General features: G+C 60.1%; 22 protein-coding genes. 15 read left to right on the top strand and 7 right to left on the bottom strand.

From position 1 onward, the window contains the following. Positions 1–70: 70 nt before the first annotated feature. The 11 genes from QZ190_RS16320 to QZ190_RS16270 are packed head-to-tail and all read left to right on the top strand — an operon-like array spanning position 71 to position 9593. Positions 71–1678: a carboxyl transferase domain-containing protein gene (locus tag QZ190_RS16320; protein ID WP_291918476.1), complete on the top strand. Its 1608-nt coding sequence runs from the start codon at positions 71–73 to the stop codon at positions 1676–1678. Between the two features lie 44 nt (positions 1679–1722). Continuing rightward, complete coding sequence (locus tag QZ190_RS16315; RefSeq protein ID WP_291918473.1) at positions 1723–2061, top strand: type II toxin-antitoxin system VapB family antitoxin; 339 nt, start codon at positions 1723–1725, stop codon at positions 2059–2061. Next, complete coding sequence (locus tag QZ190_RS16310) at positions 2058–2459, top strand: PIN domain-containing protein (protein ID WP_291918470.1); 402 nt, start codon at positions 2058–2060, stop codon at positions 2457–2459. Before QZ190_RS16315 ends, QZ190_RS16310 begins: the two co-directional genes overlap by 4 nt. Further along, positions 2456–2980, top strand: a complete 525-nt coding sequence (locus QZ190_RS16305) for a DinB family protein (RefSeq protein ID WP_291918467.1) — start codon at positions 2456–2458, stop codon at positions 2978–2980. Before QZ190_RS16310 ends, QZ190_RS16305 begins: the two co-directional genes overlap by 4 nt. Next, entirely contained in the window at positions 2977–3762 is a 786-nt protein-coding gene (locus tag QZ190_RS16300) for an enoyl-CoA hydratase/isomerase family protein (RefSeq protein WP_291918464.1), read from the top strand. Before QZ190_RS16305 ends, QZ190_RS16300 begins: the two co-directional genes overlap by 4 nt. A gap of 10 nt (positions 3763–3772) precedes the next feature. Further along, complete coding sequence (locus tag QZ190_RS16295; RefSeq protein WP_291918461.1) at positions 3773–4930, top strand: hypothetical protein; 1158 nt, start codon at positions 3773–3775, stop codon at positions 4928–4930. 1 nt (position 4931) lies between these two features. Continuing rightward, positions 4932–6941, top strand: coding sequence for an acetyl/propionyl/methylcrotonyl-CoA carboxylase subunit alpha (locus QZ190_RS16290; RefSeq protein ID WP_291918458.1), 2010 nt, complete (start codon positions 4932–4934; stop codon positions 6939–6941). A gap of 12 nt (positions 6942–6953) precedes the next feature. Beyond that, positions 6954–7874 (top strand): glyoxylate/hydroxypyruvate reductase A, encoded by a 921-nt coding sequence (locus QZ190_RS16285; protein WP_291918456.1) that lies wholly within the window; start codon positions 6954–6956, stop codon positions 7872–7874. A 16-nt stretch (positions 7875–7890) separates the two neighbouring features. Continuing rightward, a complete protein-coding gene (locus QZ190_RS16280; RefSeq protein WP_291918455.1) occupies positions 7891–8799 on the top strand; it encodes a hydroxymethylglutaryl-CoA lyase in 909 nt (302 codons plus the stop codon). A gap of 3 nt (positions 8800–8802) precedes the next feature. Further along, on the top strand, positions 8803–9357 hold the full coding sequence (locus tag QZ190_RS16275; protein WP_291918453.1) for a YbaK/EbsC family protein: 555 nt from the start codon (positions 8803–8805) through the stop codon (positions 9355–9357). Next, positions 9354–9593 (top strand): DUF1289 domain-containing protein, encoded by a 240-nt coding sequence (locus tag QZ190_RS16270; RefSeq protein WP_291918451.1) that lies wholly within the window; start codon positions 9354–9356, stop codon positions 9591–9593. The genes QZ190_RS16275 and QZ190_RS16270 overlap by 4 nt, the downstream gene beginning before the upstream one ends. A gap of 55 nt (positions 9594–9648) precedes the next feature. Here QZ190_RS16270 and QZ190_RS16265 read toward each other — a convergent pair whose 3' ends face one another. Continuing rightward, positions 9649–10104: a universal stress protein gene (locus QZ190_RS16265; protein WP_291918449.1), complete on the bottom strand. Its 456-nt coding sequence runs from the start codon at positions 10102–10104 to the stop codon at positions 9649–9651. 159 nt (positions 10105–10263) lie between these two features. Between QZ190_RS16265 and QZ190_RS16260 the strand changes: the two genes are divergently transcribed. Continuing rightward, positions 10264–10902, top strand: a complete 639-nt coding sequence (locus QZ190_RS16260; RefSeq protein ID WP_291918446.1) for a 2-hydroxychromene-2-carboxylate isomerase — start codon at positions 10264–10266, stop codon at positions 10900–10902. Positions 10903–11006: 104 nt separating this feature from the next. Here the strand turns inward: QZ190_RS16260 and QZ190_RS16255 are convergent, their stop codons facing one another. The 6 genes from QZ190_RS16255 to QZ190_RS16230 form a co-directional block, all read right to left on the bottom strand. After that, positions 11007–13121, bottom strand: a complete 2115-nt coding sequence (locus QZ190_RS16255; protein ID WP_291918444.1) for a sodium:solute symporter family protein — start codon at positions 13119–13121, stop codon at positions 11007–11009. Beyond that, positions 13118–13381: a DUF4212 domain-containing protein gene (locus QZ190_RS16250; RefSeq protein ID WP_090137918.1), complete on the bottom strand. Its 264-nt coding sequence runs from the start codon at positions 13379–13381 to the stop codon at positions 13118–13120. The genes QZ190_RS16255 and QZ190_RS16250 overlap by 4 nt, the downstream gene beginning before the upstream one ends. A gap of 81 nt (positions 13382–13462) precedes the next feature. Next, positions 13463–14080 carry a tetratricopeptide repeat protein gene (locus tag QZ190_RS16245; RefSeq protein WP_291918435.1) on the bottom strand — a complete coding sequence of 206 codons (618 nt, stop codon included), beginning with the start codon at positions 14078–14080 and terminating at the stop codon, positions 13463–13465. Next, positions 14071–14367 (bottom strand): hypothetical protein, encoded by a 297-nt coding sequence (locus tag QZ190_RS16240; RefSeq protein WP_291918432.1) that lies wholly within the window; start codon positions 14365–14367, stop codon positions 14071–14073. Before QZ190_RS16240 ends, QZ190_RS16245 begins: the two co-directional genes overlap by 10 nt. 349 nt (positions 14368–14716) lie before the next feature. Beyond that, positions 14717–14968, bottom strand: a complete 252-nt coding sequence (locus QZ190_RS16235; protein WP_291918429.1) for a DUF4212 domain-containing protein — start codon at positions 14966–14968, stop codon at positions 14717–14719. Between the two features lie 14 nt (positions 14969–14982). Then, positions 14983–16698: a GMC family oxidoreductase gene (locus QZ190_RS16230; protein WP_291918426.1), complete on the bottom strand. Its 1716-nt coding sequence runs from the start codon at positions 16696–16698 to the stop codon at positions 14983–14985. A 349-nt stretch (positions 16699–17047) separates the two neighbouring features. Here QZ190_RS16230 and QZ190_RS16225 point away from each other — a divergent pair, with 349 nt between their 5' ends. From QZ190_RS16225 to QZ190_RS16215, 3 genes are all read left to right on the top strand, one after another. Beyond that, complete coding sequence (locus QZ190_RS16225) at positions 17048–18811, top strand: MFS transporter (protein ID WP_291918423.1); 1764 nt, start codon at positions 17048–17050, stop codon at positions 18809–18811. An 89-nt stretch (positions 18812–18900) separates the two neighbouring features. Then, the gene (locus QZ190_RS16220; protein ID WP_291918420.1) at positions 18901–19095 is read left to right on the top strand and encodes a hypothetical protein; all 195 of its coding nucleotides are present in this window, start codon (positions 18901–18903) and stop codon (positions 19093–19095) included. Between the two features lie 134 nt (positions 19096–19229). Continuing rightward, on the top strand, positions 19230–22631 hold a 3402-nt coding region (locus QZ190_RS16215), incomplete at its 3' end, for an excinuclease ABC subunit UvrA (RefSeq protein ID WP_291918417.1).

Below are 22631 nucleotides of genomic sequence, written 5' to 3'. Positions count from 1 at the left end.
AAGCTGGCAGGCATTGCACGTTCGATACGCACGGGGCCAAGCCCTGCGGCCCCAGCCCCTAGGAAGCACCATGACCGTTTTGCACTCCCAACTGAACCCGCGTTCCGCCGATTTCCAGCTCAACGCCGCTGCCATGCGGGCCTTGGTCGATGACCTTCGCGCCCATTTGGAGCGCGTGGCCCAAGGCGGTGGCGAGGCCCCCCGCGCCAAGCACACCGCCCGGGGCAAGCTGCTGCCGCGCGACCGCGTGCAGATGCTGCTCGACCCCGGCACGCCTTTTCTGGAAGTCGCGCCGCTGGCAGCTTTGAACATGTACAACAACGACGCGCCCAGCTCGGGCGTGATCGTGGGCATTGGCCGCGTGAGCGGGGTGGACTGCATGATCGTGTGCAACGACGCCACGGTGAAGGGTGGCACCTATTACCCGATGACCGTGAAAAAGCATTTGCGCGCCCAAGAGATCGCGCAGCAAAACCACCTGCCTTGTATTTATTTGGTCGACTCGGGCGGTGCCAACTTGCCCAACCAGGACGAAGTCTTCCCCGACCGTGACCATTTCGGCCGCATCTTCTTCAACCAGGCCAACATGAGTGCGCAGGGCATTGCGCAGATCGCGGTGGTCATGGGCTCTTGCACGGCAGGCGGCGCTTATGTGCCCGCCATGAGCGACGAGACCATCATCGTCAAGAACCAGGGCACCATCTTTTTGGGTGGCCCGCCGTTGGTCAAAGCAGCCACGGGCGAAGTGGTGAGCGCCGAAGATTTGGGCGGTGGTGATGTGCATACGCGCCTGAGTGGCGTGGCCGACCACTTGGCGCAAAACGACGTGCATGCGCTGGCGCTGGCGCGTCAGGCCGTGAAAAACCTGAACGCACAAAAGGCCCCCAACATCGCTACGCATACGCCTGTGCCCCCGAAGTTCGACGCGCAAGAGCTGTATGGCGTGATTCCCACGGACACGCGCAAGCCCTTTGATGTGCGCGAAATCATCGCCCGCATCGTCGATGGCTCGGAGTTCGACGAATTCAAATCGCGCTTTGGCACCACCTTGATCTGCGGCTTCGCCCGCATCGAAGGCATGCCGGTGGGCATCATTGCCAACAATGGCATTTTGTTCAGCGAGTCCGCGCTCAAAGGCGCGCACTTCATCGAGCTGTGCTGCCAACGCAAAATCCCGCTGGTGTTTTTGCAGAACATCACCGGCTTCATGGTGGGTCGCAAATACGAAAACGAAGGCATCGCCCGCAACGGCGCGAAGATGGTCACGGCCGTGGCCACCGCAGCTGTGCCCAAGTTCACCATCATCATCGGTGGCAGCTTTGGCGCGGGCAACTACGGCATGTGCGGCCGCGCCTACAGCCCCCGCTTTTTGTGGATGTGGCCCAACGCCCGCATCAGTGTCATGGGCGGCGAGCAGGCGGCGAGCGTGCTGGCCACCGTCAAGCGCGACGGCATCGAGGGCAAGGGCGGTCAGTGGAGCCCGGAAGAAGAAGAAGCCTTCAAGGCCCCGATCAAGCAGCAATACGAAGACCAAGGCCACCCCTATTACGCCACCGCCCGCATCTGGGACGACGGCATCATCGACCCGGCCGACACCCGCCGCGTGCTGGCGCTGGGCCTGAGCGCCTCGCTGAACGCCCCGATTCCCGAGACGAAATTTGGACTTTTCCGCATGTGATGTGTATGATTTTGTAAATTCATACACATTCAGGAGGTTTCCAAATGCGCACCAACATCGTGATCGACGACAAGCTCATGGCCGACGTCATGGCTTATGGCGACTTCAAGACCAAGCGAGAGGCTGTGGAAGAGGGCTTGCGCATGCTCAAGCGGCGCAAAGTCTATGACGGCTTGCTCGCCTTGCAAGGACAGCTTCAGTGGGACGACTCGGACGAAGGATGGGCCCGCTGGCGGGCGCAGCAGCAGGCTTTGAAGGCCGCAGGCGAACCGTACGACCGCGCCATTGACGCGTCAGAGAAGGTCTACGCAGGCGTTCAGCCTTTGGTGCTCCAAGAGCCCGAGCCGCCCACACTGGTCGCAAAAACCCGGAAGAAGCCATGATTCTGGTGGACTCCAGCGTCTGGATTGACTTCTTCAATCAAGCGCCGACACCGCAACGCCTGCAACTGGTGCGCTGGCTGGAAGGTGGAGACGTGTCGATTGGCACAGCCGATCTGGTGGTGTTCGAAGTGCTGCGCGGATTTCGCAACGACACAGCCCGGCGCACGGCAGAAAGCCTGCTGTTGGATTTACCCGTCATGGAGATTGGCGGGGCGGCCAATGCGCTCAGCGCGGCAGCGCTGTACCGCCGCCTGCGGGCACAGGGCCGCACGGTGCGCAGCCCCATCGACGTGCTGCTGGCCAGCTATTGCATGACCCACGGGCACACGCTGCTGCACCGCGACGCGGATTTTGAATCACTCAAAAAATTAGGAGGACTGGAGACATGGCCACAATGAACACATCCACCTGGCACAGCCACTTCAACATGCAAGCGCGCTACCAGGTCTGGGTCACGCACCGGCTGCTCGAAGCGGTCTCGCGCGTGTCCGATGCAGACTATCGGCGCGACGTGGGTCTGTTCTTCAAAAGCATCCACGGCACGCTGAACCACATGCTGGTGGCCGAGCACTTGCTCTGGTATGCGCGCTTTGCCAAAGGTGCATCGCCGGTGCTGGCGTTGGACACCGAAGTGGAGCCCCACCGCGAACGCCTGGCGCAGGCGCTCAAGGGCGGATCTGCCAACTGGACACCCCTGATCGCCAGCTGGAGCGCCGAGCGTTTTGATGGTCACCTGGATTACCGGACCAGCAAGGGTGACCCCTTGTCATTGCCCTTTGCGGCCACCTTGGCGCATGTGTTCAACCACGCCACACACCACCGTGGCCAGATCACGGCGGCGCTCACCGCCATGGGCCAGCCTTGCCCAGAACTGGACATGGTTTATTTCCTTTTGGCAGAACAGGCGCCCAAAGCATGAGCACAGCACTGAAAATTTCCACCCAAGGCGGCGTGCACACCATCACGCTCTCGCGCCCCGATGTGCGCAACGCCTTCAACGACGAAGTCATCGCCGAGCTGAAAAACGCTTTTTTGGTGGTGGCCCAAGACGCTGCTGTTCGCTGCGTCGTTTTGGCTGCCGAGGGTCCCGCCTTTTGCGCCGGCGCAGACCTGAACTGGATGCGCCGCATGGCCGACTACACCCGCGATGAAAACCTGGCCGACGCGGGCGAGTTGGCGGCCATGCTGCGTGCGATTTATGAATGCCCCCAACCCACCATCGCACGCGTGCAAGGCGATGTGTATGCGGGGGGCATGGGCCTGGTGGCGGCGTGTGACATGGCCGTGAGTGTGGACACAGCGAACTATTGCCTGAGCGAGGTCAAGCTCGGCCTGATTCCCGCCACCATCAGCCCCTATGTGATCCGTGCCATGGGCACGCGTGCGGCGCACCGCTACTTTTTGACGGCCGAGCGCTTTGGCGCAGCCGAGGCGCACCGCATCGGTCTGGTGCACGAGGTGGCGACAGCCGATGCGCTGGACGCCAAAGTGGCCGAGCTGACGCAAGCGCTGGTGAACGCCAGCCCCAACGCCGTGCGCGCCTGCAAAAAGCTTGTGCAGGATGTGGCCGAACGCGAGATCAACGACGCGCTGGTGGCGCAAACGGTGGCGGGCATTGCCGACATCCGCGCCAGCAGCGAAGGCAAAGAGGGCGTGCAATCCTTTTTGCAAAAGCGCAAACCCAGCTGGCTGCTGCCCTGAGCGCATGGGTATGAAACTGCTTCGTGGTCTGCTGTGGTTCGGTGCTTGCTGGTGGGCGATGTGGGCGCACGCGCAAGCCCCTGTCGAATTACCGGTCGCCAAAGACATGCATGAAGTTGTTCACCGTATTCCGGTTTCGGTGCAAGACCTTTACGGCCGCCGCGAGCAGCGCCAGATCCCCGTGACGGTGTTCAAGCCCGCAGGGGATGGGCCATTTCCTATGGTGGTGCTCAACCATGGCCGAGCTACCAGCCGCGAGAAGATGGCCCAGCCCACACGCTTTCGGTATGAGCAGCAGGCCCGCTATTTTGTGGGCAAGGGTTTTGTGGTGATGGTGCCCACCCGTGTGGGCTATGGCGAGACCTTCGATGGTTTTGACCCGGAAACCAACGGCGGCTGCAGCCAGCCCCGAATCGAACCCATGAGCCTGGCCGCATCGGACCAAGTGATCGCGGTGGCCGAATTTGCGCGCAGCTTGCCCTTCGTTGACGCCTCGCGGTGGTGGGTCATGGGCCAATCGGTCGGCGGCTTGACCACGGTGGCCACCACCTGGCGCAACCCTGCAGGTTTGCAAGGGGCCATCAATTTCGCGGGCGGCACCGGTGGCGATCCGGTGGGTCGTCCGGGGCGTTCATGTGCGAACGTTCAAATTGGCCAACTCTGGAAGGCCCGCGCAGCCCAAGCCCGAGTGCCCATGCTGTGGCTGTATTGGGAAAACGATTTGTTCTGGGGTGCGCAAGCACCGCGTGATTGGCATCGCGCCTGGCTTGACGGTGGTGGGCAAGCCGAGTTTCACCAACTCGCGCCCGTGGGTCAGGATGGCCACTCGGGGTTCAGCATGGACATGGACCGCTGGGTCCCCTTAGTGGATGCTTTTCTGGCCAAGGCTGGGTACACCCAGCCCGCTTTGCCACCGGTCCCTGAGCCGAGTGGTTTCGCTCAAGTGGACGAGATCGACAAAGTGCCGGTGGGTGCCGAGACCCGGCAAAACCTGTATAGCCGTTTTCTGGCCAGCCCCTCTCCGCGTGCCTTTGCCATAGGCCCGGGAGGCGCGGGCTTTGCCACGGGCGATTGGGCCGTGGGTCGCGCATTGGGTTTTTGCCAGGCACGCCGTGGCATTGCCTGCAAGTTGTACGCCGTAGATAACCAAGTGGTTTGGAGAAATTGACATGTTCAAAAAAATACTGATCGCCAACCGTGGCGAAATCGCCTGCAGAGTGGCCGCTACTGCCCGCCGCATGGGCATCCAGACCGTGGCCGTTTATTCGGACGCCGACGCTGGGGCCAAGCATGTGCAAGCGTGTGACGAGGCCGTGCATGTGGGCGGTTCGGCCCCCAAAGACAGCTACCTGCGTTGGGAGCGGATTTTGCAAGCCGCCAAAGACACGGGCGCTGAGGCCGTGCACCCCGGTTATGGCTTTTTGAGCGAGAACGAAGACTTTGCCAAGGCCTGCGCCGCCGCAGGTCTGGTGTTCATTGGCCCGCCTGCCTCGGCGATTTTGGCGATGGGCCTCAAGGCCGAGTCCAAGCGCTTGATGGAAGCAGCCGGTGTGCCGCTGGTGCCCGGCTACCACGGCGCGGACCAAGACCCGGCGCTGTTGCAGCGCGAGGCCGACCGCATTGGTTACCCCGCGCTCATCAAAGCCAGCGCGGGCGGTGGCGGCAAAGGCATGCGTGTGGTCGAAAAATCCGAAGACTTTGCCGCCGCTTTGGCCAGTTGCCAGCGCGAAGCGATCAACAGCTTTGGCAGCGATGCGGTGCTGATCGAAAAGTATGTGCAGCGCCCACGCCACATCGAGATCCAGGTGTTTGGCGACACGCAAGGCAACTGTGTTTACCTGTTCGAGCGCGATTGCTCGGTGCAGCGCCGCCATCAAAAAGTGCTGGAAGAAGCCCCGGCCCCCGGCATGACCGAGGCGCTGCGGGTGCAAATGGGCGCAGCAGCTGTGGCCGCGGCCAAAGCGGTGAACTACGTGGGCGCGGGCACGGTGGAATTCATCGTCGAACAAACGGCCTATGACCAGCCCGAGTCCATGAAGTTCTTCTTCATGGAAATGAACACCCGTTTACAGGTGGAGCACCCGGTGACCGAGGCCATCACGGGTCTTGATCTGGTCGAGTGGCAGTTGCGCGTGGCCAGCGGCGAACCGCTGCCTTTGCGGCAAGACCAACTGCGCATCCAGGGCCATGCCATCGAGGCCCGCATTTGCGCCGAGAACCCCGACAACAACTTCTTGCCTGCTACTGGCACGTTGCAGGTGTACCGCAAGCCGCAAGCCAGCAGCTTTGAAAGAAGCACGGTGCGCGTCGACGACGGCGTGCGCGAGGGCGACACCATCAGCCCGTTTTACGACTCCATGGTGGCCAAACTCATCGTGCACGGCGACACTCGGGAGCAAGCGCTGGCCCGGCTGGACACCGCTTTGGCACAAACCCACATCGTGGGCCTGAACACCAATGTGCAGTTCTTGCGCCATGTGGTGCGCAGCGACGCATTTGCCACGGCCAAACTCGACACCGCACTCATTCAGCGCGAAGCCGCCGTACTCTTCAAACAAGAAACCGTGGGCTTAGCCACAGCAGTGGCCGCCGTTGTAGCGCATACCCTGCATGCCGAAAAAGCCCTGCAGGGCGCAGACCCCTTCAGTCGCCGCGATGGCTGGCAGTCGCACGGCCTGGCGCAGCGCCGTTTTGAATTTGTCTGGCAAGACCAGCCGCGCTCGGCCCGTCTGAATTATTTGCATGACGGCGCTTTGAGCCTGTCGCTGGAAGGCGATGACGTTGCATCTGGCGTGCTGACATTTGCTGCCCATGGCGCAGGCCTGTGGGTGCAGTGGGGCAGCGCCCCACGCTGCTTCAGCCAGCTCGACTGGCAAGGCGAGACCGCGCACATTTTCACGCCTCAGGGCGCGACCCGCATCACCGTGCTCGACCCGTTGGCGCACGCTGGCGAAGCCGCGCAAGAAGGCGGACGGCTCACAGCCCCCATGCCCGGCAAGGTGGTTTCCTTTGCCGTCAAGGCGGGTGACAAGGTCAAAGCCGGTCAGCCGCTGGCGGTGATGGAAGCCATGAAAATGGAGCACACCATCAGTGCGCCCAAAGACGGCGTGGTGGCCGAGTTGCTCTACGCGCCGGGCGACCAAGTCGCCGATGGGGCAGAGCTGCTCAAGCTGGGCTGACAAAATCGGGCCATGAACATCACCATCTGCTTTGACAAGCTCGACCCCGTGCCCTGGGTGCAGGGCCTGCAACAAGCCTTCCCAGAGGCCTCGGTGTCCGCCTGGGCACCCGGTGCACCGCCCGCCCAGCATGCCATTGTGTGGGCACCGCCCCAGCAGTTCATCGACGAACAGGTGGGTTTGCAAACCCTGTTCAACATCGGTGCAGGTGTCGATGCCTTGCTCCAGCTGAAACTGCCGCCAGCGCTGAAGGTGGTGCGTCTGGACGACGCGGGCATGTCGGTGCAAATGGCCGAATACGTGTGCCATGCGGTGATCCGGCATTTCCGTGAGTTCGACGGCTACGACGCCGACACCCAATTGGGCAAATGGTCGTACCGCAAGCCCCGCAGCCGCGCCGACTTTGCGGTGGGCGTCATGGGCTTGGGTGTGTTGGGCGAGCGTGTGGCCAAAGCGCTGCAGGTGTTTGAATTTCCGGTCAACGGCTACAGCCGCAGCCCCAAAGACCTGCCGGGCATCCGCTGTTTCAGCGGGGCGCAGAGCCTGCCCGAATTCCTGCAGGCCACGCGCGTGCTGGTCAACCTGATGCCGCTCACGGCCGAGACCGAAAACATCCTGAACAAAGACACGCTCTCGCAGCTGCAAAAAGGCGGCTATGTGATCAACGTGGCCCGTGGCAAGCACTTGGTCGAAGATGACCTGATCACCCTCATCGACGAGGGCCACCTCTCAGGTGCCACACTCGACGTGTTCCGCACTGAGCCGTTGCCTGCTGGGCATCCGTTTTGGCAACACCCGAAAATCACCGTGACGCCCCACACCTCGGCCCGTACGCTGCGCGAAGAAAGCATCGCGCAAATCGTGGGCAAAATGCAGGCTCTGCAGCGCGGCGAGCCCATCCGTGGCGTGGTGGACCACCAGCGCGGTTATTGAACATTCAGAGAACCCCATGACCCTTCCTTCACGCGTTCAACTCATCGACGTCGGCCCTCGCGACGGTTTGCAAAACGAAAAGCAACCGGTCCCGGCTGAAATCAAAATCGGTTTGGTGCACCGCTTGCAGGCTGCAGGCCTCACCGAGATCGAGGTCACCAGTTTCGTGTCCCCGAAGTGGGTGCCGCAGATGGCCGACAACGCGGTCGTGATGGCGGGCATTGCGCGCCAAGCGGGCGTGCGCTACTCGGTGCTCACGCCCAATATGGTGGGATACCAAGCGGCGGTGGCTTCGAAGCCCGACGAGATCGTGGTTTTTGGTGCCGCCAGCCAGGCCTTCAGCCAGAAGAACATCAATTGCTCCATCGAAGAAAGCATGGAACGCTTTGCGCCTGTGGTGCAAGCGGCGCTGGCGGCGGGTATCGCGGTGCGCGGGGCCATGAGCTGCACGGTGGGCTGCCCTTATGAGGGCGAAGTTTCACCGGCCAGCGTGGCCCACTTGGCGGGTTTGATGAAGCAGATCGGTGTGCAGCGCGTGGACGTGGCCGACACCATTGGCACGGGCACACCGCTCAAGGTGCAAAAAGCCATTGAAGCCACGCTGCAGCACTTCGACATCGACCACATCTGCGGCCATTTCCACGACACCTATGGTCAGGCACTCGCCAACACGCTCGCGGCGTTGCAAATGGGGGTGTGGAACTTCCAGTCGTCGGTGGCGGGTCTGGGCGGCTGCCCTTATGCCAAGGGGGCCACCGGCAATGTGGCCACCGAAGACGTGGTGTACATGCTGCACGGCATGGGCATTGAGACGGGCATTGATCTGGACAAACTGGTGGATGCAGGCGCGTTCATCAGCGACTTTTTGGGCCGCAAACCCAACTCGAACGTGGCCAAGGCCTTGTTGACCAAACGGGCGGGCTGAGCCATGTGTGGCGCTGAACTCCATACTTTGCCCGAGGGCGTGCAACGTGTGGCGCGGGCTTTGCAAGACGCAAACCACCCCCATGCACCTGTCATGCTCGATGGCGCGGCCCGAACCGCACAAGAGGCCGCTGACAGCTTGGGTGTGCAGCTCGGTCAGATCGCCAAGAGCGTGATCTTCAAACGTAAGGAAGATGGCGTGGCTGTGCTGGTGGTCACTTCTGGCGACCGGCGTGTGGATGAAAAGAAAGTGGCGGCCCGGGTGGGCAAGCTGGGCCGGGCCGATGCCGATTTCGTCAAAGCCCACACGGGCTTCAGCATTGGCGGCGTCTCGCCTGTGGCGCACCTGCACCCGCCGCTCACCTTGCTCGACCAAGACCTGTGGCGCTTCGACGAAATCTGGGCTGCAGCCGGGCATCCGCACGGCGTGTTTCGCCTGCGACCCCAGGATCTGCCCGGTTTGACCGGCGCCCTTGCGGCCGATGTGGTTCAGGACAGCTCAGACGCCAAAGCGTTGGCAGACCCTGCGCATCTGCCCGTTACTCAGGTGGCGCCATGAATGCGCGCACCAAACTGCTGGCGCAACGGGCTGCCCAGGTTCTGGCCGAACCCGCGCCCCATGTGCCGTCACCCTGTTTATCGGTGTGCGTGATGGACCCACAGACCGACATGTGCGCAGGTTGCTGGCGCAGCCTGGATGAGATTGGTGCCTGGAGCCGCATGCCCGATGAAGCCAAGCGCCAAGTCTGGCAACGCATTCAGCAGCGTCTGACGGTCGAGGGTGGGACGACCTGACAACAAGCCGGGGAGAGCGTGAGGTAGTCCTTCAACTGGGCGTCTGGGCTGCGCCTCAGGCCGCAGCCGCTGCGCTGCGGTCCACCACGATCAGCACATTGCAAGGCGACTCTTCCACCAGCGACTTGGCGGTGGAGCCACTCCACCAGCGGCGCAGCAAATTGGGTTCGTGCTTGTGACCGACCACGATCAGGTCGGCCCCCGCCCGTTCGGCAAAGTCCGACAGCTCGCGGATCACTTCGCCTTTGAGCACCTCGCCTTGCACCGCATAACCCATGTCTTGCAGCGCTTGCACGCCCTGAGCCAGTTGCTCTTTCAGGGTTTCTTCCAGTGGACCGTTGTCGGCCGAGGTGTAGTAGCCCATTTCCATCGAGCCCACATCCAGTGGATTGGGGGCCACCGCCACCAAGGTCAGTCGGGGCTGGCCCCAATGCGCCAGCTCCTTGAGTTCCAGCAAGGCCTTTTGGCCGCTGCCCGAACCGTCATAGGCCAGGATGATGTGCTTGTACATGGTGTCTCCTTGAGGTGCCGTGGGTGACTCTGGCCCGGTGTGGGCGTTGTGGTCACCTGCTCATGCCAATTCATTCTACGGACAAGATGGCCTGCGCAAGTTGGTGTTGACCCTATAGACTTGGGTTCAAAGCGAGGCACAACACACAGGAAGACACCCATGAAAACCATTCACTTTTATGTTGACTTCATTTCGCCCTACGCTTGGCTCGGTTTCGACGCCCTGCCCCGGGCTTTGGAGGGCATCAGCCACCGCATGGTGCACAAACCGGTGTTGTTTGCCGCCCTGCTCAAGCACCACGGTCAGCTCGGTCCGGCGGAAATCCCCACCAAGCGCGACTGGACCTACCGGCAGGTGCTTTGGCTGGCGCGCCAGCAGGGCATGCCCTTGCAGCTGCCCGCTCTGCACCCCTTCAACCCACTGGGCTTGTTGCGCCTGGCCACCGCCTGTGACGCCGATGGCGAGCCCAGCCGCTATGTGTGCGAGAAAATTTTCCGCCATGTTTGGTGCACGGGGCAGGACGCGGCCGATGCCGAGCGCCTGGCGGCCCTGACGGCCGAGCTGGCCCCAGCGCTTGATCCTGGCAGCGCCCAGGTCAAACTGGCTTTGCAAAAGCACAGCCAAGAGGCGATGGATCTGGGGGTGTTTGGCGTACCCAGCTGGGTGGTCGATGGCCGCGTGTTTTGGGGACAAGATGCGCTGCCCATGCTGCGGGCCTACTTGTTGGGCGATGCCTGGTTTGATGGCCCGGACTGGCAAGCCCCGGCGCAGTGCGGGGTGGGTGTCAGGCGTTCATGAGCTGAACTGTTGCCCCAAAGAAAAAACCCGATCACATGACGTGATCGGGTTTTTTATTGGAAAGGGTTCAAGTTGGCAAGACAGGGCTTGCCAACAGGGTCCTTTTAGTGAGCGGCAGAACCTTGTGAGGTGGTGCCGTCAAAGCTGGGGAAACGGACGTTTTCGACCATGTCCTGAACTTCTTGATCCGGTGCCTTGGTCAGCAGCGACACGATGATGATCACCGCAAAGCCCAGTGGCACGCCGAAGATACCGGCCGAGATGGGGGCAATGTCCCACCAGGTGTTGGCCTTCAGGATTTCAGGCGTCAGCGAACCCTCATGGAACATGCCGTACATCCAGGGATGTGTCTTGACCATGTAGTAGAACGAGATGCCCAAACCCGCCACCATGCCCAGCGAGGCGCCCCATTTGTTGGCACGCTTCCAGAAGATGCCCAGGGTCAACGCAGGGAAGAAGGCTGCCGCAGCGAACGAGAAGGCCGCAGACACGAGGAACAAAATGTCCGCCATGCGCAGCGATGCGACATAAGCAGCTGCCAAAGCTACGAACACCAAAATGGTTTTGGAGATCGCGACACGGCGGTTGGCCGAAGCGTTCGGGTCAATCACTTTGTAGTACACGTCGTGCGACAAGGCGTTGGCAATAGTGAGCAACAAGCCATCGGCTGTGGACAAGGCCGCAGCCAAACCACCGGCTGCCACCAGACCCGAAATCACGAACGGCAAGCCGCCGATTTCAGGTGTGGCCAAGACCACAATGTCACCGCCCAAGCGGATCTCTGCCAACTGCAAGATGCCATCTTTGTTGATGTCAGACACCGCCATCAGCGTGGGGTCGACCACGTTCCAGCGTGCAATCCATCCTGGCAACTGGTCCATCGGCGTGCCGACCAACAGGGTGTAGATGTCAAACTTGACCAACACCGCCAAAGCAGGCGCTGTGAAGTACAACAAAGAGATGAAGAACAGCGACCAAGCCACCGACTCACGCGCTTCACGCACCGAAGGCACGGTGTAAAAGCGCATCAGGATGTGGGGCAAAGCAGCCGTACCGATCATCAAGCAGAAGACCAGGGCCAAGAAGTTCTTGCGGGCCACATCTCGAGCGGCGTCGTCTTTGCCTGGGAAGGGCTCAGCATGGCGCAGGGGTGGTGCTGCACGTGCCGTGTTGGTGGTGCGCGCTGCGGTGTAAGCCGCTTTGGCAGCCGCTTCATCTTTGGGCAAACCAGCCAAGGCGGTTTCAGCAGCCTTGATGTCTGCAGCAGGTGCGTTGGCGGCCTTCAGCTCTTCCAGCTTTTTGGTGGCTGCTTCTTTGTCAGCGGCCATGGCGGCTGGCACGTCTTTCAGCTTTTCAGCGGCTGCGTCAGCGCGTGCTTTGAAGATACCGCGAACTTCGAGTTCTTTGGGGTCTTTCAGCAGTTGCTCTTCTTTGGCGGTCACTTTTTCAAGCAAGTAGCCATAAGAGATCTGCGGCACAGGCATGCTGGTGTGTTTCACCGACAGCCAAACCACGGGGATCATGTAGGCCACGATCAGGATCAGGTATTGCGCCACTTGGGTCCAGGTCACAGCACGCATACCACCCAAGAACGAGCAAACCAAGATACCGGCCAAGCCGACATACACGCCCACGTCGAACGACAGACCGGTCAAGCGGGCGGTGATCAAGCCCACGCCGAAGATCTGTGCCACCACGTAAACGAAGGACACCAAGATGGCTGCAAACACGCCAATCAGACGCGCCATGTTGCCGCCGTAGCGAGCGCCCAGGAAGTCAGGGATGGTGAACTGGCCAAACTTGCGCAGGTAAGGCGCCAGGAACAAAGCCACCAAACAGTAACCGCCAGTCCAGCCCAAAATGAAGGCCAAACCGCCGTAACCTGTCAGGTAAAGCGTACCGGCCATACCGATGAAGGAAGCGGCCGACATCCAGTCAGAGCCGGTGGCCATGCCGTTGTAAATGGCGGGCACACGACGGCCCGCCACATAGTATTCGGCCGCGTCGTTGGTGCGACTCATCACACCAATGCCGCCGTACAAGAGCACGGTGGCCGCTAGGAAGGCGTAACCGATGTACTCTTTGGGCATGCCCATTTGCTCAAGGACAGCGAGCACGATGACGAAGGCTGCGAAGCCACCGCCGTAGAACAAGAAAACTTTGTTCAGAGATTTCTGAAACTGGCTTTGGGTTTGGCCTTCTCCGCCGAAAACGCTCATGATTCTTCTCCTTCAGAAACGCCATATTCCTTGTCAAGGTTGTTCATATAGCGAGCGTAGTACCAAATGATCAGGCAGTACACAATCAGTGCGCCCTGGGCGGCGACCCAAAACGAAAATGGCCAGCCAAAAAAGCTGAACGTCAAATCACGTGAAAAGTACAAAACCACAAACGTGACAAAGAACCACAGGGCCAGCAATAGCCCCGTGATTCTTAAGTTTTTGCCCCAGTATTCCTGGTGCCTTGCAGTGAGCTGCATCGTCATCTCCTTGTTGTTAAAAAAATCAAACTACCGACTGTCACACTTCAATTTCACAACCGACACTTGCGGGTGTCGTATTCACAAAGACCTGTCTAATTTCAGCCCTGTTTCCCGCTCCAGTTGGGCGGCCACCTTGGGCTCAAAACCATTGAGGTGGCGCATCACCTCCAGCGCTTTATCAGGGTCGTGCATTTCCATGTGAACTCGAGCCATTTGGTACCAGGCGTAGGGGCTCATGGACTGCAACTCGGTGTTGCGCTTGAAAGCGACCAAAGACTCTTCAAACCTTTGCTGACGCACCAGCACCAGACCCAGGCCATACCAGGCACGGTCCATTTTTTCGTCGATCTGAATGGCGGCCCTGAATGCGTGTTCGGCTTCCTGGCTGCGCCCCAACTCTTCGCACACAAACCCCACGTTGAAGTGGGCATTGGCGTTGGTCGGCGTGAGCACCAAAGCCCGTTCAAAAAAACTCAAAGCCTGGATCAAACGCTTGTCGTTCAGCTCCTTGAAGCCCACGCTGTTCAAGGCCAAGACATCCTCCGGGTTGATCAGCAGGATTTGATGAAAGACCGCATGGGCTTGATTGCGCAAGCCCAAGACCAAAAGGGCTTTGGCTTGGAGACGCAGCCAAAAACACCGGCCTCGGCTCGAGGTGTTCAAGTGGGCGAGAGAGAGTTGGGTTTTCACTGACATGCTGCGATGCCCATTTCGAGACAAAGTTCAATTTTCAATTGCACCACCACGACCCAGGCAATCAAAAGCCAGCTGCTGGTGGCCAGCGGAATGTGCTGGTCCAGGATCAGTTTGGGGCTGATCTTGCGGGTGATCCACAGCGCAGGTTTGGAGGCCACATCCAGCAATTGCCAAAAAACATTGTTGTCACGGTTGGACCCCGCCAGCAATCCCAGCAAGAAACGCCCGACGATGAACATGAGCGAAAGTTCGATCAGGCTTTTGGCGATGACGATGGCAAGCAACATAGGGGTTTATTGATGGAGATCAAAAGAGTTTTCGGATTCTATGAATCGACCTCTTGTCCACCTAATCGGCTTTAAATCCTTAAAAAAATGGGTAAATTCAGTTCTTTGCCGAGCATTTGCAAGGCTTCATTCGGAGAGCGAGACCTACCTGACGCCTGCCTTACATTTTTTGTGGATTTGTTTGAATTTGCGAGAGAGAAATTCAAGGGAAAACACCGATAAAAATAGGTGTCTTTAGGGGGTGTTTCGCCCTAGCTCGTTGGGCCCAAAGTGCAGAAATGCAGCACACCCACCTGCTCGGTTGTGTCAGAGATGGATGCGCCCAGTTTGGAGTGGGCACGCTGGTCGGTCACCAGCCTTGTGGGATGTCCCGGCCTGCAGCGGCCTCTTGTGCTTCCCAACGGTTCATGAGCCAGGCGTAAACAACCACGATGCCGATGAACAGCAGGATAGAGCCTTGCGCTGCCATCCAAAAATACAAAGGCCAGCCCCAAACCAGCACTGAGAGCTCACGCGCAAAAAAGCTGGGGCCAAAGCTGATCAACAGCCAGGCCAGCAAAAGCACTGAGGTCAAAATGCGTTTTTTGTGAATGAAAGCCATGGGGTCTGGCTGCGTTAAGTTTTGACGAAATCTTCACCAATCCACTGCGCCGCTTTTTCCGCAATCATGAGCGTCGGGCTGTTGGTGTTGCCGCTGGTGATCGTGGGCATCACCCCCGCATCCACCACACGCAAACCCGCAATGCCGCGCACTTGCAATCGCCCATTCACCACCGCCATCGGGTCGTCGTCGCGCCCCATCCGCGTGGTGCCCACCGGGTGGAAGATCGTGCTGGCAATGTCACCGGCCAATTTGGCCAGTTCTTCGTCGCTTTGGTACTGCACGCCGGGCTTGAACTCCTCGGGCTGGAAAGGCTTCATCGCGTCTTGCGCCATGATGCGGCGCGTCACACGCAAACTGTCGGCGGCCACTTTGCGGTCTTCTGCGGTGCCCAAGTAATTGGGTGCAATGGCGGGGGCGTCCTCAAAACGCGGGCTCTGGATGTGCACCGTGCCCCGGCTGGTGGGGTTGAGGTTGCACACACTGGCCGTGATGGCCGGAAAACTGTGCAGCGGCTCGCCAAACGCATCCAGACTCAAAGGCTGAACGTGGTACTGGATGTTGGCGTGGGGCTGCGACGGATCGCTCTTGGTGAACGCGCCCAACTGACTCGGTGCCATGCTCATGGGCCCGGTGCGCTTGAAGGCGTATTCCAGACCGATCATGGCTTTGCCCCACAGGCTGTTGGCCAGGGTGTTGAGGGTCTTGGCGTTTTTGACCTTGTAGACCGAGCGGATCTGCAAATGGTCTTGCAGGTTGGCCCCCACGCCGGGCAGCTCATGCTGCACGTGAACGCCAACACCTTGCAGCAAATCTGAAGGCCCGATGCCTGACAGTTGCAAAATTTGCGCAGACCCAATGCTGCCCGCGCTCAAGATCACCTCTTGCGTGGCCTTGACTTCGACCATCTCCAGCCCTGTCCAGACCTGAGCGCCCGTGCAACGCTTTTCGCCGTTGGCCTGGGTTTCAATGAGCAACTTGCTGACCTGGGCTTTGTTCCACAGCTCAAAGTTGGGACGTGAATAACAGGTGGGACGCAAAAAAGCCTTGGCCGTGTTCCAGCGCCAGCCGTTGCGCTGGTTCACATCGAAGTAAGACACGCCTTCGTTGTTGCCCCGGTTGAAGTCGTCGGTGGCGGGAATGCCCGCTTGCTGGGCCGCTTGCGAAAACGCGTCCAGCACGTCCCAGTGCAGGCGTTGCTTTTCGATGCGCCATTCGCCACCCGTGTTGCGCCCGCGCAGCGTATGCAGGTAGCCCCCTTTGGGCAAATCGGTGGGGGCGAGCAATTCCGACTTGCCCCCTTTGGCGCCGTGAAATTCATTGGCGCCGTTGTAGTGGTCTTCATGGAGTTTGAAGTAAGGCAATGCTTGGTCCCAGCGCCACGCGTCGTTGCCTGTGATCTGCGCCCACTGGTCGTAGTCGCGCGATTGGCCACGCATGTAAATCATGCCGTTGATGCTGGAGCACCCACCCAGCACCTTGCCACGCGGGTAGCGCAGGCTGCGGCCGTTCAGTCCCTCGGTGGGTTCGGTTTGGTACAGCCAGTCGGTGCGCGGGTTGCCAATGCAGTACAGGTAGCCCACAGGGATATGGATCCAGTGGTAATCGTCTTTTTTGCCGGCTTCGATCAAAAGCACGCGCTTGCGGGCATCGGCACTCAGGCGGTTGGCCAGCAGGCATCCTGCAGTGCCACCGCCAACGATGATGTAGTCAAAGGTGTTGTCGTTCATGCCTGTGTTCGTGTGTTCTGAGGAATTCAAGGCGAATTTCGCGGTGCGTCCGACTGTAATGGATGACGTGAAGGGTTTGAGACGGTGGATTGTTCGTGTGGACGGTTCAATTTTGAAGCCGAAAAAGGCTTGGGCGTGCCAATTGGGTGAAGGCGCTCATATCAAAGCCGAAAACAAATCCCAGTAATTACCCTTGGAAAACGAGGTTTTATCGTAATGCGAAAAAAATACCAAGGGTTAGTACTGATTATGTAAGCCCATGTTGGTTGCCTGTCAGACAGGGGCAAGTGCAAGCGCTAAGAATCGCGCCAAGTTTCCCTGTCGGAGACTCTTTTTTGGAGACAGCTTTATGGCTACAACTGAAGCAAACCGCCCGATGACGGCGGAAGAGAAGAAGGTGATTTTTGCCTCTTCTCTGGGTACCGTTTTTGAATGGTATGACTTTTACCTGTACGGTTCATTGGCCGCGATCATTGCCAAGCAATTCTTCAGCGGCTTGGATGAAGGCTCTGCTTTCATCTTCGCACTGCTGGCGTTTGCTGCCGGTTTCATCGTGCGTCCTTTCGGCGCGATCTTCTTCGGCCGCTTGGGCGACATGATCGGCCGCAAGTACACCTTCCTGGTCACCATCCTGATCATGGGTGTCTCGACCTTCATTGTGGGCGTTTTGCCTAACTACGCCAGCATTGGCGTGGCCGCTCCCGTCATCCTGATCTGCCTGCGCTTGCTGCAAGGTTTGGCTTTGGGTGGTGAGTACGGTGGTGCTGCTACTTATGTGGCCGAGCACGCCCCAGCGGGTCAGCGTGGTGCTTACACCGCCTGGATCCAGACCACAGCGACTTTGGGCTTGTTCCTGTCCCTGATGGTGATCTTGGGCACACGTACCATCATCGGCGAAGAAGCTTTTGCTGACTGGGGCTGGCGAGTTCCGTTCCTTGTCTCGGTGATCATGCTGATCATCTCGGTGTACATCCGTTTGAGCATGAACGAATCGCCTGCTTTCGTGAAAATGAAAGCCGAAGGCAAGACGTCCAAAGCCCCTCTGTCCGAATCTTTCGGCCAGTGGAAAAACCTGAAGATCGTGATCTTGGCCTTGTTCGGCTTGGTCATGGGTCAGGCTGTGGTTTGGTATTCCGGTCAGTTCTACGCTTTGTTCTTCTTGACGCAGGCGCTGAAAGTGGACGGCGCCACCGCCAACATCATGGTCGCGATCTCCTTGATCATCGGCACACCGTTCTTCGTGATCTTCGGCACGCTGTCGGACAAAATCGGTCGTAAACCACTGATCTTGGCCGGTTGCTTGTTGGCTGTTGTCACTTACTTCCCTGTGTTCAAGGCGTTGACCAAAGCAGCCAACCCAGACCTGTACGCTGCGCAGCAGTCGGCTCAGGTGACGGTGACTGCCGATCCAGCAGAGTGCTCTTTCCAGTTCAACCCCACAGGCACCAAGAAATTCACTTCTTCTTGCGACATTGCTAAACAGCGTTTGGCTGGTGCTTCTGTATCCTACGAAAACATTGCAGCGCCTGCGGGCACACCTGCTGTGATCAAAGTGGGCGAGACCGTGGTGAACGTCAAGTACTCGGCTGAAGACATCGCCGCTGCCAAGGCCAAGGCCGAGGAAAAGCTGGCGGCTCTGAACGCTGCGGAACCCAAAGATGCCAAGGCCATCGAAGCTGCCACCAAGTCTGTCAAAGACCTGAGCAACGAGAAGACCGCTGGTGCCACTTTGTTGAGCTCCAACCTGGGCGCCGCTTTGAAGGCCGCCAACTACCCGGCTAAAGCCGACATGGCCAAGTTCGACAAAGTCACCGTCATCATCATCCTCACCTACCTGGTGCTGTTGGTGACCATGGTGTACGGCCCGATCGCCGCCATGCTGGTTGAGATGTTCCCCACCCGCATCCGTTACACATCGATGTCCTTGCCCTACCACATTGGTAACGGCTGGTTCGGTGGTTTGATGCCCACCACCGCTTTTGCGATCGTGGCCCAGACCGGCAACATGTACAACGGCTTGTGGTACCCGATCATCATCGCCGGTGTCACCGTCGTGATTGGTGGCTTGTTCGTCAAAGAAACCAAAGACAACGACATCTACAAAGACGACTGATCTGTTTTTGTAAGCATCCCGGGGTGACTCGGATGCTAAATTCAAGGCCTTCCCTCTGTGGAGGGCCTTCTTTGTTTTGGAGATGAATCATGTGGAAAATTGTTGTTGGATTCGTGATCTTTGCTGCCTTGGCTTTGTACGTCATCAGCAAAGGTGGTGACAGCCTGGACATGAGCGGTGAAAAGCACGGCGCTGACGCCGTGCATGTAGAGCCCGCCAAGGCCGATGCACCTGCCGCCGCACCTGCTGCTGCCCCGGCTTCGGACGCCAGTGCAGTCAAGTGATCACCCTGTGAGCGCCTGACGCCAGTCAAGCGCCTCAAACCAAAGCCACGCCTGTGCGTGGCTTTTCTTTTGGCCGGGTGTCATGTCATCATCTGCGCCCTAGAATGCTTGGCCCCCACCCCATAAAGCCCAGCATGTCCCAAGGTCTCATTCGCATCCGTGGTGCCCGTCAGCACAATCTCAAAAACCTCGACCTGGACATCCGCACGGGCGAGTTGACGGTGGTCACCGGCCCCAGCGGCTCGGGCAAGTCGAGCCTGGTGTTTGACACGCTGTACGCAGAGGGCCAGCGCCGCTATGTGGAGACCTTCAGTGCCTACGCCCGCCAGTTTCTGGACCGCATGGACAAACCGGCCGTCGACAAGGTCGAAGGTGTGCCCCCGGCCATTGCGATTGACCAGACCAACCCGGTGCGCAGCTCACGCTCCACCGTGGGCACCATGACCGAGCTGAACGACCACCTGAAGCTGTTGTTCGCCCGCCTGGGCCAGCTGTTTGACAAAGACACCGCGCAGCCGGTGCGCCACGACAACCCCGACACGATTTACGCCGAACTGGCCCAGCGTGCCGCGCAAGCAGGTGATCCGCGCCTGTTTCTGACCTTCCCTGTCGAGCTGCCCGCCAACACCAGCGCCGAGCAGGTTGAACAATGGTTGTCGGCCAGCGGCTTCACCAAGGTGCAGGCCGAGCGCGAAGTGGCCACCCCCACCGGCCCGCGCAAAGTGCTGGACGTGATCGCCGACCGCTTTCGTTTGGGCAAGGCCGAAAAAGCCCGCGTGGTCGAAGCCATCGAAGTGGCCCTCAAACGCGGCGGCCGTCTGAATGTGTATGTGGAGAAATTGGCGTCAGATCCTGATGCCTCATCCCCCGAAACTGCCTTTGACATCTGGCGCTTTTCCACCGGACTGCATTGCCCCGACAGCGATCAGCGTTACACCGACCCGATCCCGTCGATGTTTTCGTTCAACTCGGCGGTGGGGGCGTGCGAGACCTGCCGGGGTTTTGGCCGTGTGATCGGCGTGGACTATGGCTTGGTCATTCCCAACCCCAAGCTCACGCTGCGGGCCGGGACCATCAAGACGCTGCAAACGCCCGCCTGGCAAGAAAACCAGGACGACCTGATGCGCCACGCCGAGGCCGCAGGTATTCCGCGCGACACGGCTTGGGACAAGCTGACGAAAGCCCAGCAAGATTGGGTGATCAACGGTTCACCCGAGTGGAAGGGCCGCTGGAACCACCAGTGGTATGGCGTCAAGCGCTTTTTTGAGTACCTGGAGAGCAAGGCCTACAAGATGCACATCCGGGTGCTCTTGTCCAAGTACCGCAGTTACACCGAGTGCCCGACGTGCCAAGGGGCGCGTTTGAAGACCGAGAGTTTGCTCTGGCGCATTGGCAGCCATTCGGATGCCGATGGGGCGTTACCAGTGGAAAAGCGTTTCATGCCCGCGGGTGTGAAGTGGACGCGGGCGCAGTTGGAGGCGCTGCCGGGTTTGAGTCTGCACGACATGATGATCATGCCGCTTGACCGTTTGCGTTTGTTTTTTGACCGGGTGTCTGCTTCTGGGCATGCCTCCTTGGCGGCCGGGGAGGCCTCTTTGGTTGCTGGGTTGTTGAGCACGTTGGGGGAGGCTTCGGCCGGGGATGGGCTGGGCTCCTCATACGGCGGGGGTACGCCAAAATCGTCGCCCAGCCCATCCCCGGCCGAAGCCGTGGGGGCGGGTGCACAAGCAGAAGCTCAGGCACAGGCACAGGCACAGGCACAGGCAGCGACAGAGAGTGCGACAGAGAGGGCGCAAGACGCCCGATCGACCACAAGGTCTGCGTCAGAGCGGGGGGCGGGCGACGATTTTGGCGTACCCCCGCCTCATGAGGAGCCCGCCCCCCGCTCTGATGCAGACCGTCCCTCCGAAGAAACCACGAAGGAAACCAACCACGGCAAAAGCGCCGAACAAAAAGCCCTGCAACTGCTGCTGGAAGAAATCACCACCCGCCTCAAATACCTGTGTGACGTCGGCATTGGTTACCTCACCCTCGACCGCCAAAGCCGCACCCTCAGCGGCGGCGAAGTGCAGCGCATCAACCTCACCACTGCGCTCGGCACCAGCCTCGTCAACACCTTGTTCGTGCTCGACGAGCCCAGCATCGGCCTGCACCCGCGTGACATGCACCGCATCACCTTGGCCATGCACCGCCTGCGCGACGCGGGCAACACGCTGGTCGTGGTCGAGCACGACCCGGCCGTGATGATGGCCGCCGACCGCATGATAGACATGGGCCCCGGCCCCGGCGAGCGCGGTGGGCAGATCGTGTTTGACGGCACGACTGCCGACCTGCGCAATGCCGACACACTCACAGGTGCCTATTTGGGCGGGCGCAAACAAGTGGGTCTGGGCTTCAAACGCATGGTCACCGACAGCACGCCGCGCTTGATTTTGGAAGGCGCACGCGAGCACAACCTGCAAAACATCAGCGTGGACTTTCCGCTGCAGCGCCTGGTCACCATCACCGGCGTGAGCGGTTCGGGCAAATCGAGTTTGATCCAGGATGTGCTGGCCCCGGCGCTGATGCGCCACTTTGGCAAAGCCACCGAAACCCCCGGCGCGCACGACCGCCTGCTGGGGGCCGACCACCTGAGCGATGTGGTATTCGTGGACCAGTCGCCCATCGGCAAAACCGCACGATCCAACCCGGTGAGTTATGTGGGTGCGTGGGACGCGATCCGCGAGATTTTTGCGACCGCGCCGCTCTCGCGTCAGCGGGGTTACACCGCCAGCAAGTTCAGCTTCAACGGCGGCGACGGGCGCTGCCCCACTTGCGGCGGCTCGGGCTTTGAGCACGTTGAGATGCAATTCTTGAGCGACGTGTATTTGCGCTGCCCCGATTGCGATGGCAAGCGTTACCGCCCCGAGATTCTGGAGATCACCGTCGAGCGCCAGGCTCTGGGCCAGGCGCAGCCGCGCCACCTGAATGTGGCCGATGTACTGGACCTCACGGTGAGCGAAGCCGCCGCTTTGTTCGCGCAAGACCGCGACGTGATCCGCGCCCTGCAGCCCATCGTGGACGTGGGCCTGGAATATGTGAAGCTGGGCCAGCCTGTGCCCACCTTGTCGGGCGGTGAGGCGCAGCGCCTCAAGCTCGCGGGCTTTTTGGCTGAAGCCGCCAAAAGCGCGGCCAAGAGCCGCCAGAGTCTGGCGCGCAAAGGCACGCTGTTTTTGTTTGACGAGCCGACCACGGGCTTGCACTTTGACGACATCGCCAAGCTCATGCGGGCTTTGCGCAAGCTGCTCGAAGCGGGGCATTCGCTCATCGTCATCGAGCACAACTTGGACGTGATCCGCGCCAGCGATTGGCTGATCGATTTGGGGCCTGAGGGCGGTTATGCCGGAGGGCTGATCGTGGCCGAGGGCACGCCGGACGATGTGCGGCAACACGCCACATCGCACACGGGGCTGGCGCTGCGCGAGTACGCTGAGTCGATGGGCGAGGTGTTGGGGGTGGCTGAGCGGTTGAGTGCGGATGTGTACCTTGGTGGGGGC

Origin of the sequence: Limnohabitans sp., assembly GCF_017848645.1 — a bacterium.
Lineage (GTDB): Bacteria > Pseudomonadota > Gammaproteobacteria > Burkholderiales > Burkholderiaceae_C > Limnohabitans_A.
The sequence above is the reverse complement of the archived record's forward strand: the minus strand, read 5'-3'. Positions and strand labels throughout refer to the sequence as shown.

Bases quoted from the DNA above. Each gene is read 5' to 3' on its own strand.
- QZ190_RS16320 (WP_291918476.1), top strand. From the start codon at position 71: ATGACCGTTTTGCACTCCCAACTGAACCCGCGTTCCGCCGATTTCCAG.
- QZ190_RS16315 (WP_291918473.1), top strand. From the start codon at position 1,723: ATGCGCACCAACATCGTGATCGACGACAAGCTCATGGCCGACGTCATG.
- QZ190_RS16310 (WP_291918470.1), top strand. From the start codon at position 2,058: ATGATTCTGGTGGACTCCAGCGTCTGGATTGACTTCTTCAATCAAGCG.
- QZ190_RS16305 (WP_291918467.1), top strand. From the start codon at position 2,456: ATGAACACATCCACCTGGCACAGCCACTTCAACATGCAAGCGCGCTAC.
- QZ190_RS16300 (WP_291918464.1), top strand. From the start codon at position 2,977: ATGAGCACAGCACTGAAAATTTCCACCCAAGGCGGCGTGCACACCATC.
- QZ190_RS16295 (WP_291918461.1), top strand. From the start codon at position 3,773: ATGAAACTGCTTCGTGGTCTGCTGTGGTTCGGTGCTTGCTGGTGGGCG.
- QZ190_RS16290 (WP_291918458.1), top strand. From the start codon at position 4,932: ATGTTCAAAAAAATACTGATCGCCAACCGTGGCGAAATCGCCTGCAGA.
- QZ190_RS16285 (WP_291918456.1), top strand. From the start codon at position 6,954: ATGAACATCACCATCTGCTTTGACAAGCTCGACCCCGTGCCCTGGGTG.
- QZ190_RS16280 (WP_291918455.1), top strand. From the start codon at position 7,891: ATGACCCTTCCTTCACGCGTTCAACTCATCGACGTCGGCCCTCGCGAC.
- QZ190_RS16275 (WP_291918453.1), top strand. From the start codon at position 8,803: ATGTGTGGCGCTGAACTCCATACTTTGCCCGAGGGCGTGCAACGTGTG.
- QZ190_RS16270 (WP_291918451.1), top strand. From the start codon at position 9,354: ATGAATGCGCGCACCAAACTGCTGGCGCAACGGGCTGCCCAGGTTCTG.
- QZ190_RS16265 (WP_291918449.1), bottom strand. From the start codon at position 10,104: ATGTACAAGCACATCATCCTGGCCTATGACGGTTCGGGCAGCGGCCAA.
- QZ190_RS16260 (WP_291918446.1), top strand. From the start codon at position 10,264: ATGAAAACCATTCACTTTTATGTTGACTTCATTTCGCCCTACGCTTGG.
- QZ190_RS16255 (WP_291918444.1), bottom strand. From the start codon at position 13,121: ATGAGCGTTTTCGGCGGAGAAGGCCAAACCCAAAGCCAGTTTCAGAAA.
- QZ190_RS16250 (WP_090137918.1), bottom strand. From the start codon at position 13,381: ATGCAGCTCACTGCAAGGCACCAGGAATACTGGGGCAAAAACTTAAGA.
- QZ190_RS16245 (WP_291918435.1), bottom strand. From the start codon at position 14,080: ATGTCAGTGAAAACCCAACTCTCTCTCGCCCACTTGAACACCTCGAGC.
- QZ190_RS16240 (WP_291918432.1), bottom strand. From the start codon at position 14,367: ATGTTGCTTGCCATCGTCATCGCCAAAAGCCTGATCGAACTTTCGCTC.
- QZ190_RS16235 (WP_291918429.1), bottom strand. From the start codon at position 14,968: ATGGCTTTCATTCACAAAAAACGCATTTTGACCTCAGTGCTTTTGCTG.
- QZ190_RS16230 (WP_291918426.1), bottom strand. From the start codon at position 16,698: ATGAACGACAACACCTTTGACTACATCATCGTTGGCGGTGGCACTGCA.
- QZ190_RS16225 (WP_291918423.1), top strand. From the start codon at position 17,048: ATGGCTACAACTGAAGCAAACCGCCCGATGACGGCGGAAGAGAAGAAG.
- QZ190_RS16220 (WP_291918420.1), top strand. From the start codon at position 18,901: ATGTGGAAAATTGTTGTTGGATTCGTGATCTTTGCTGCCTTGGCTTTG.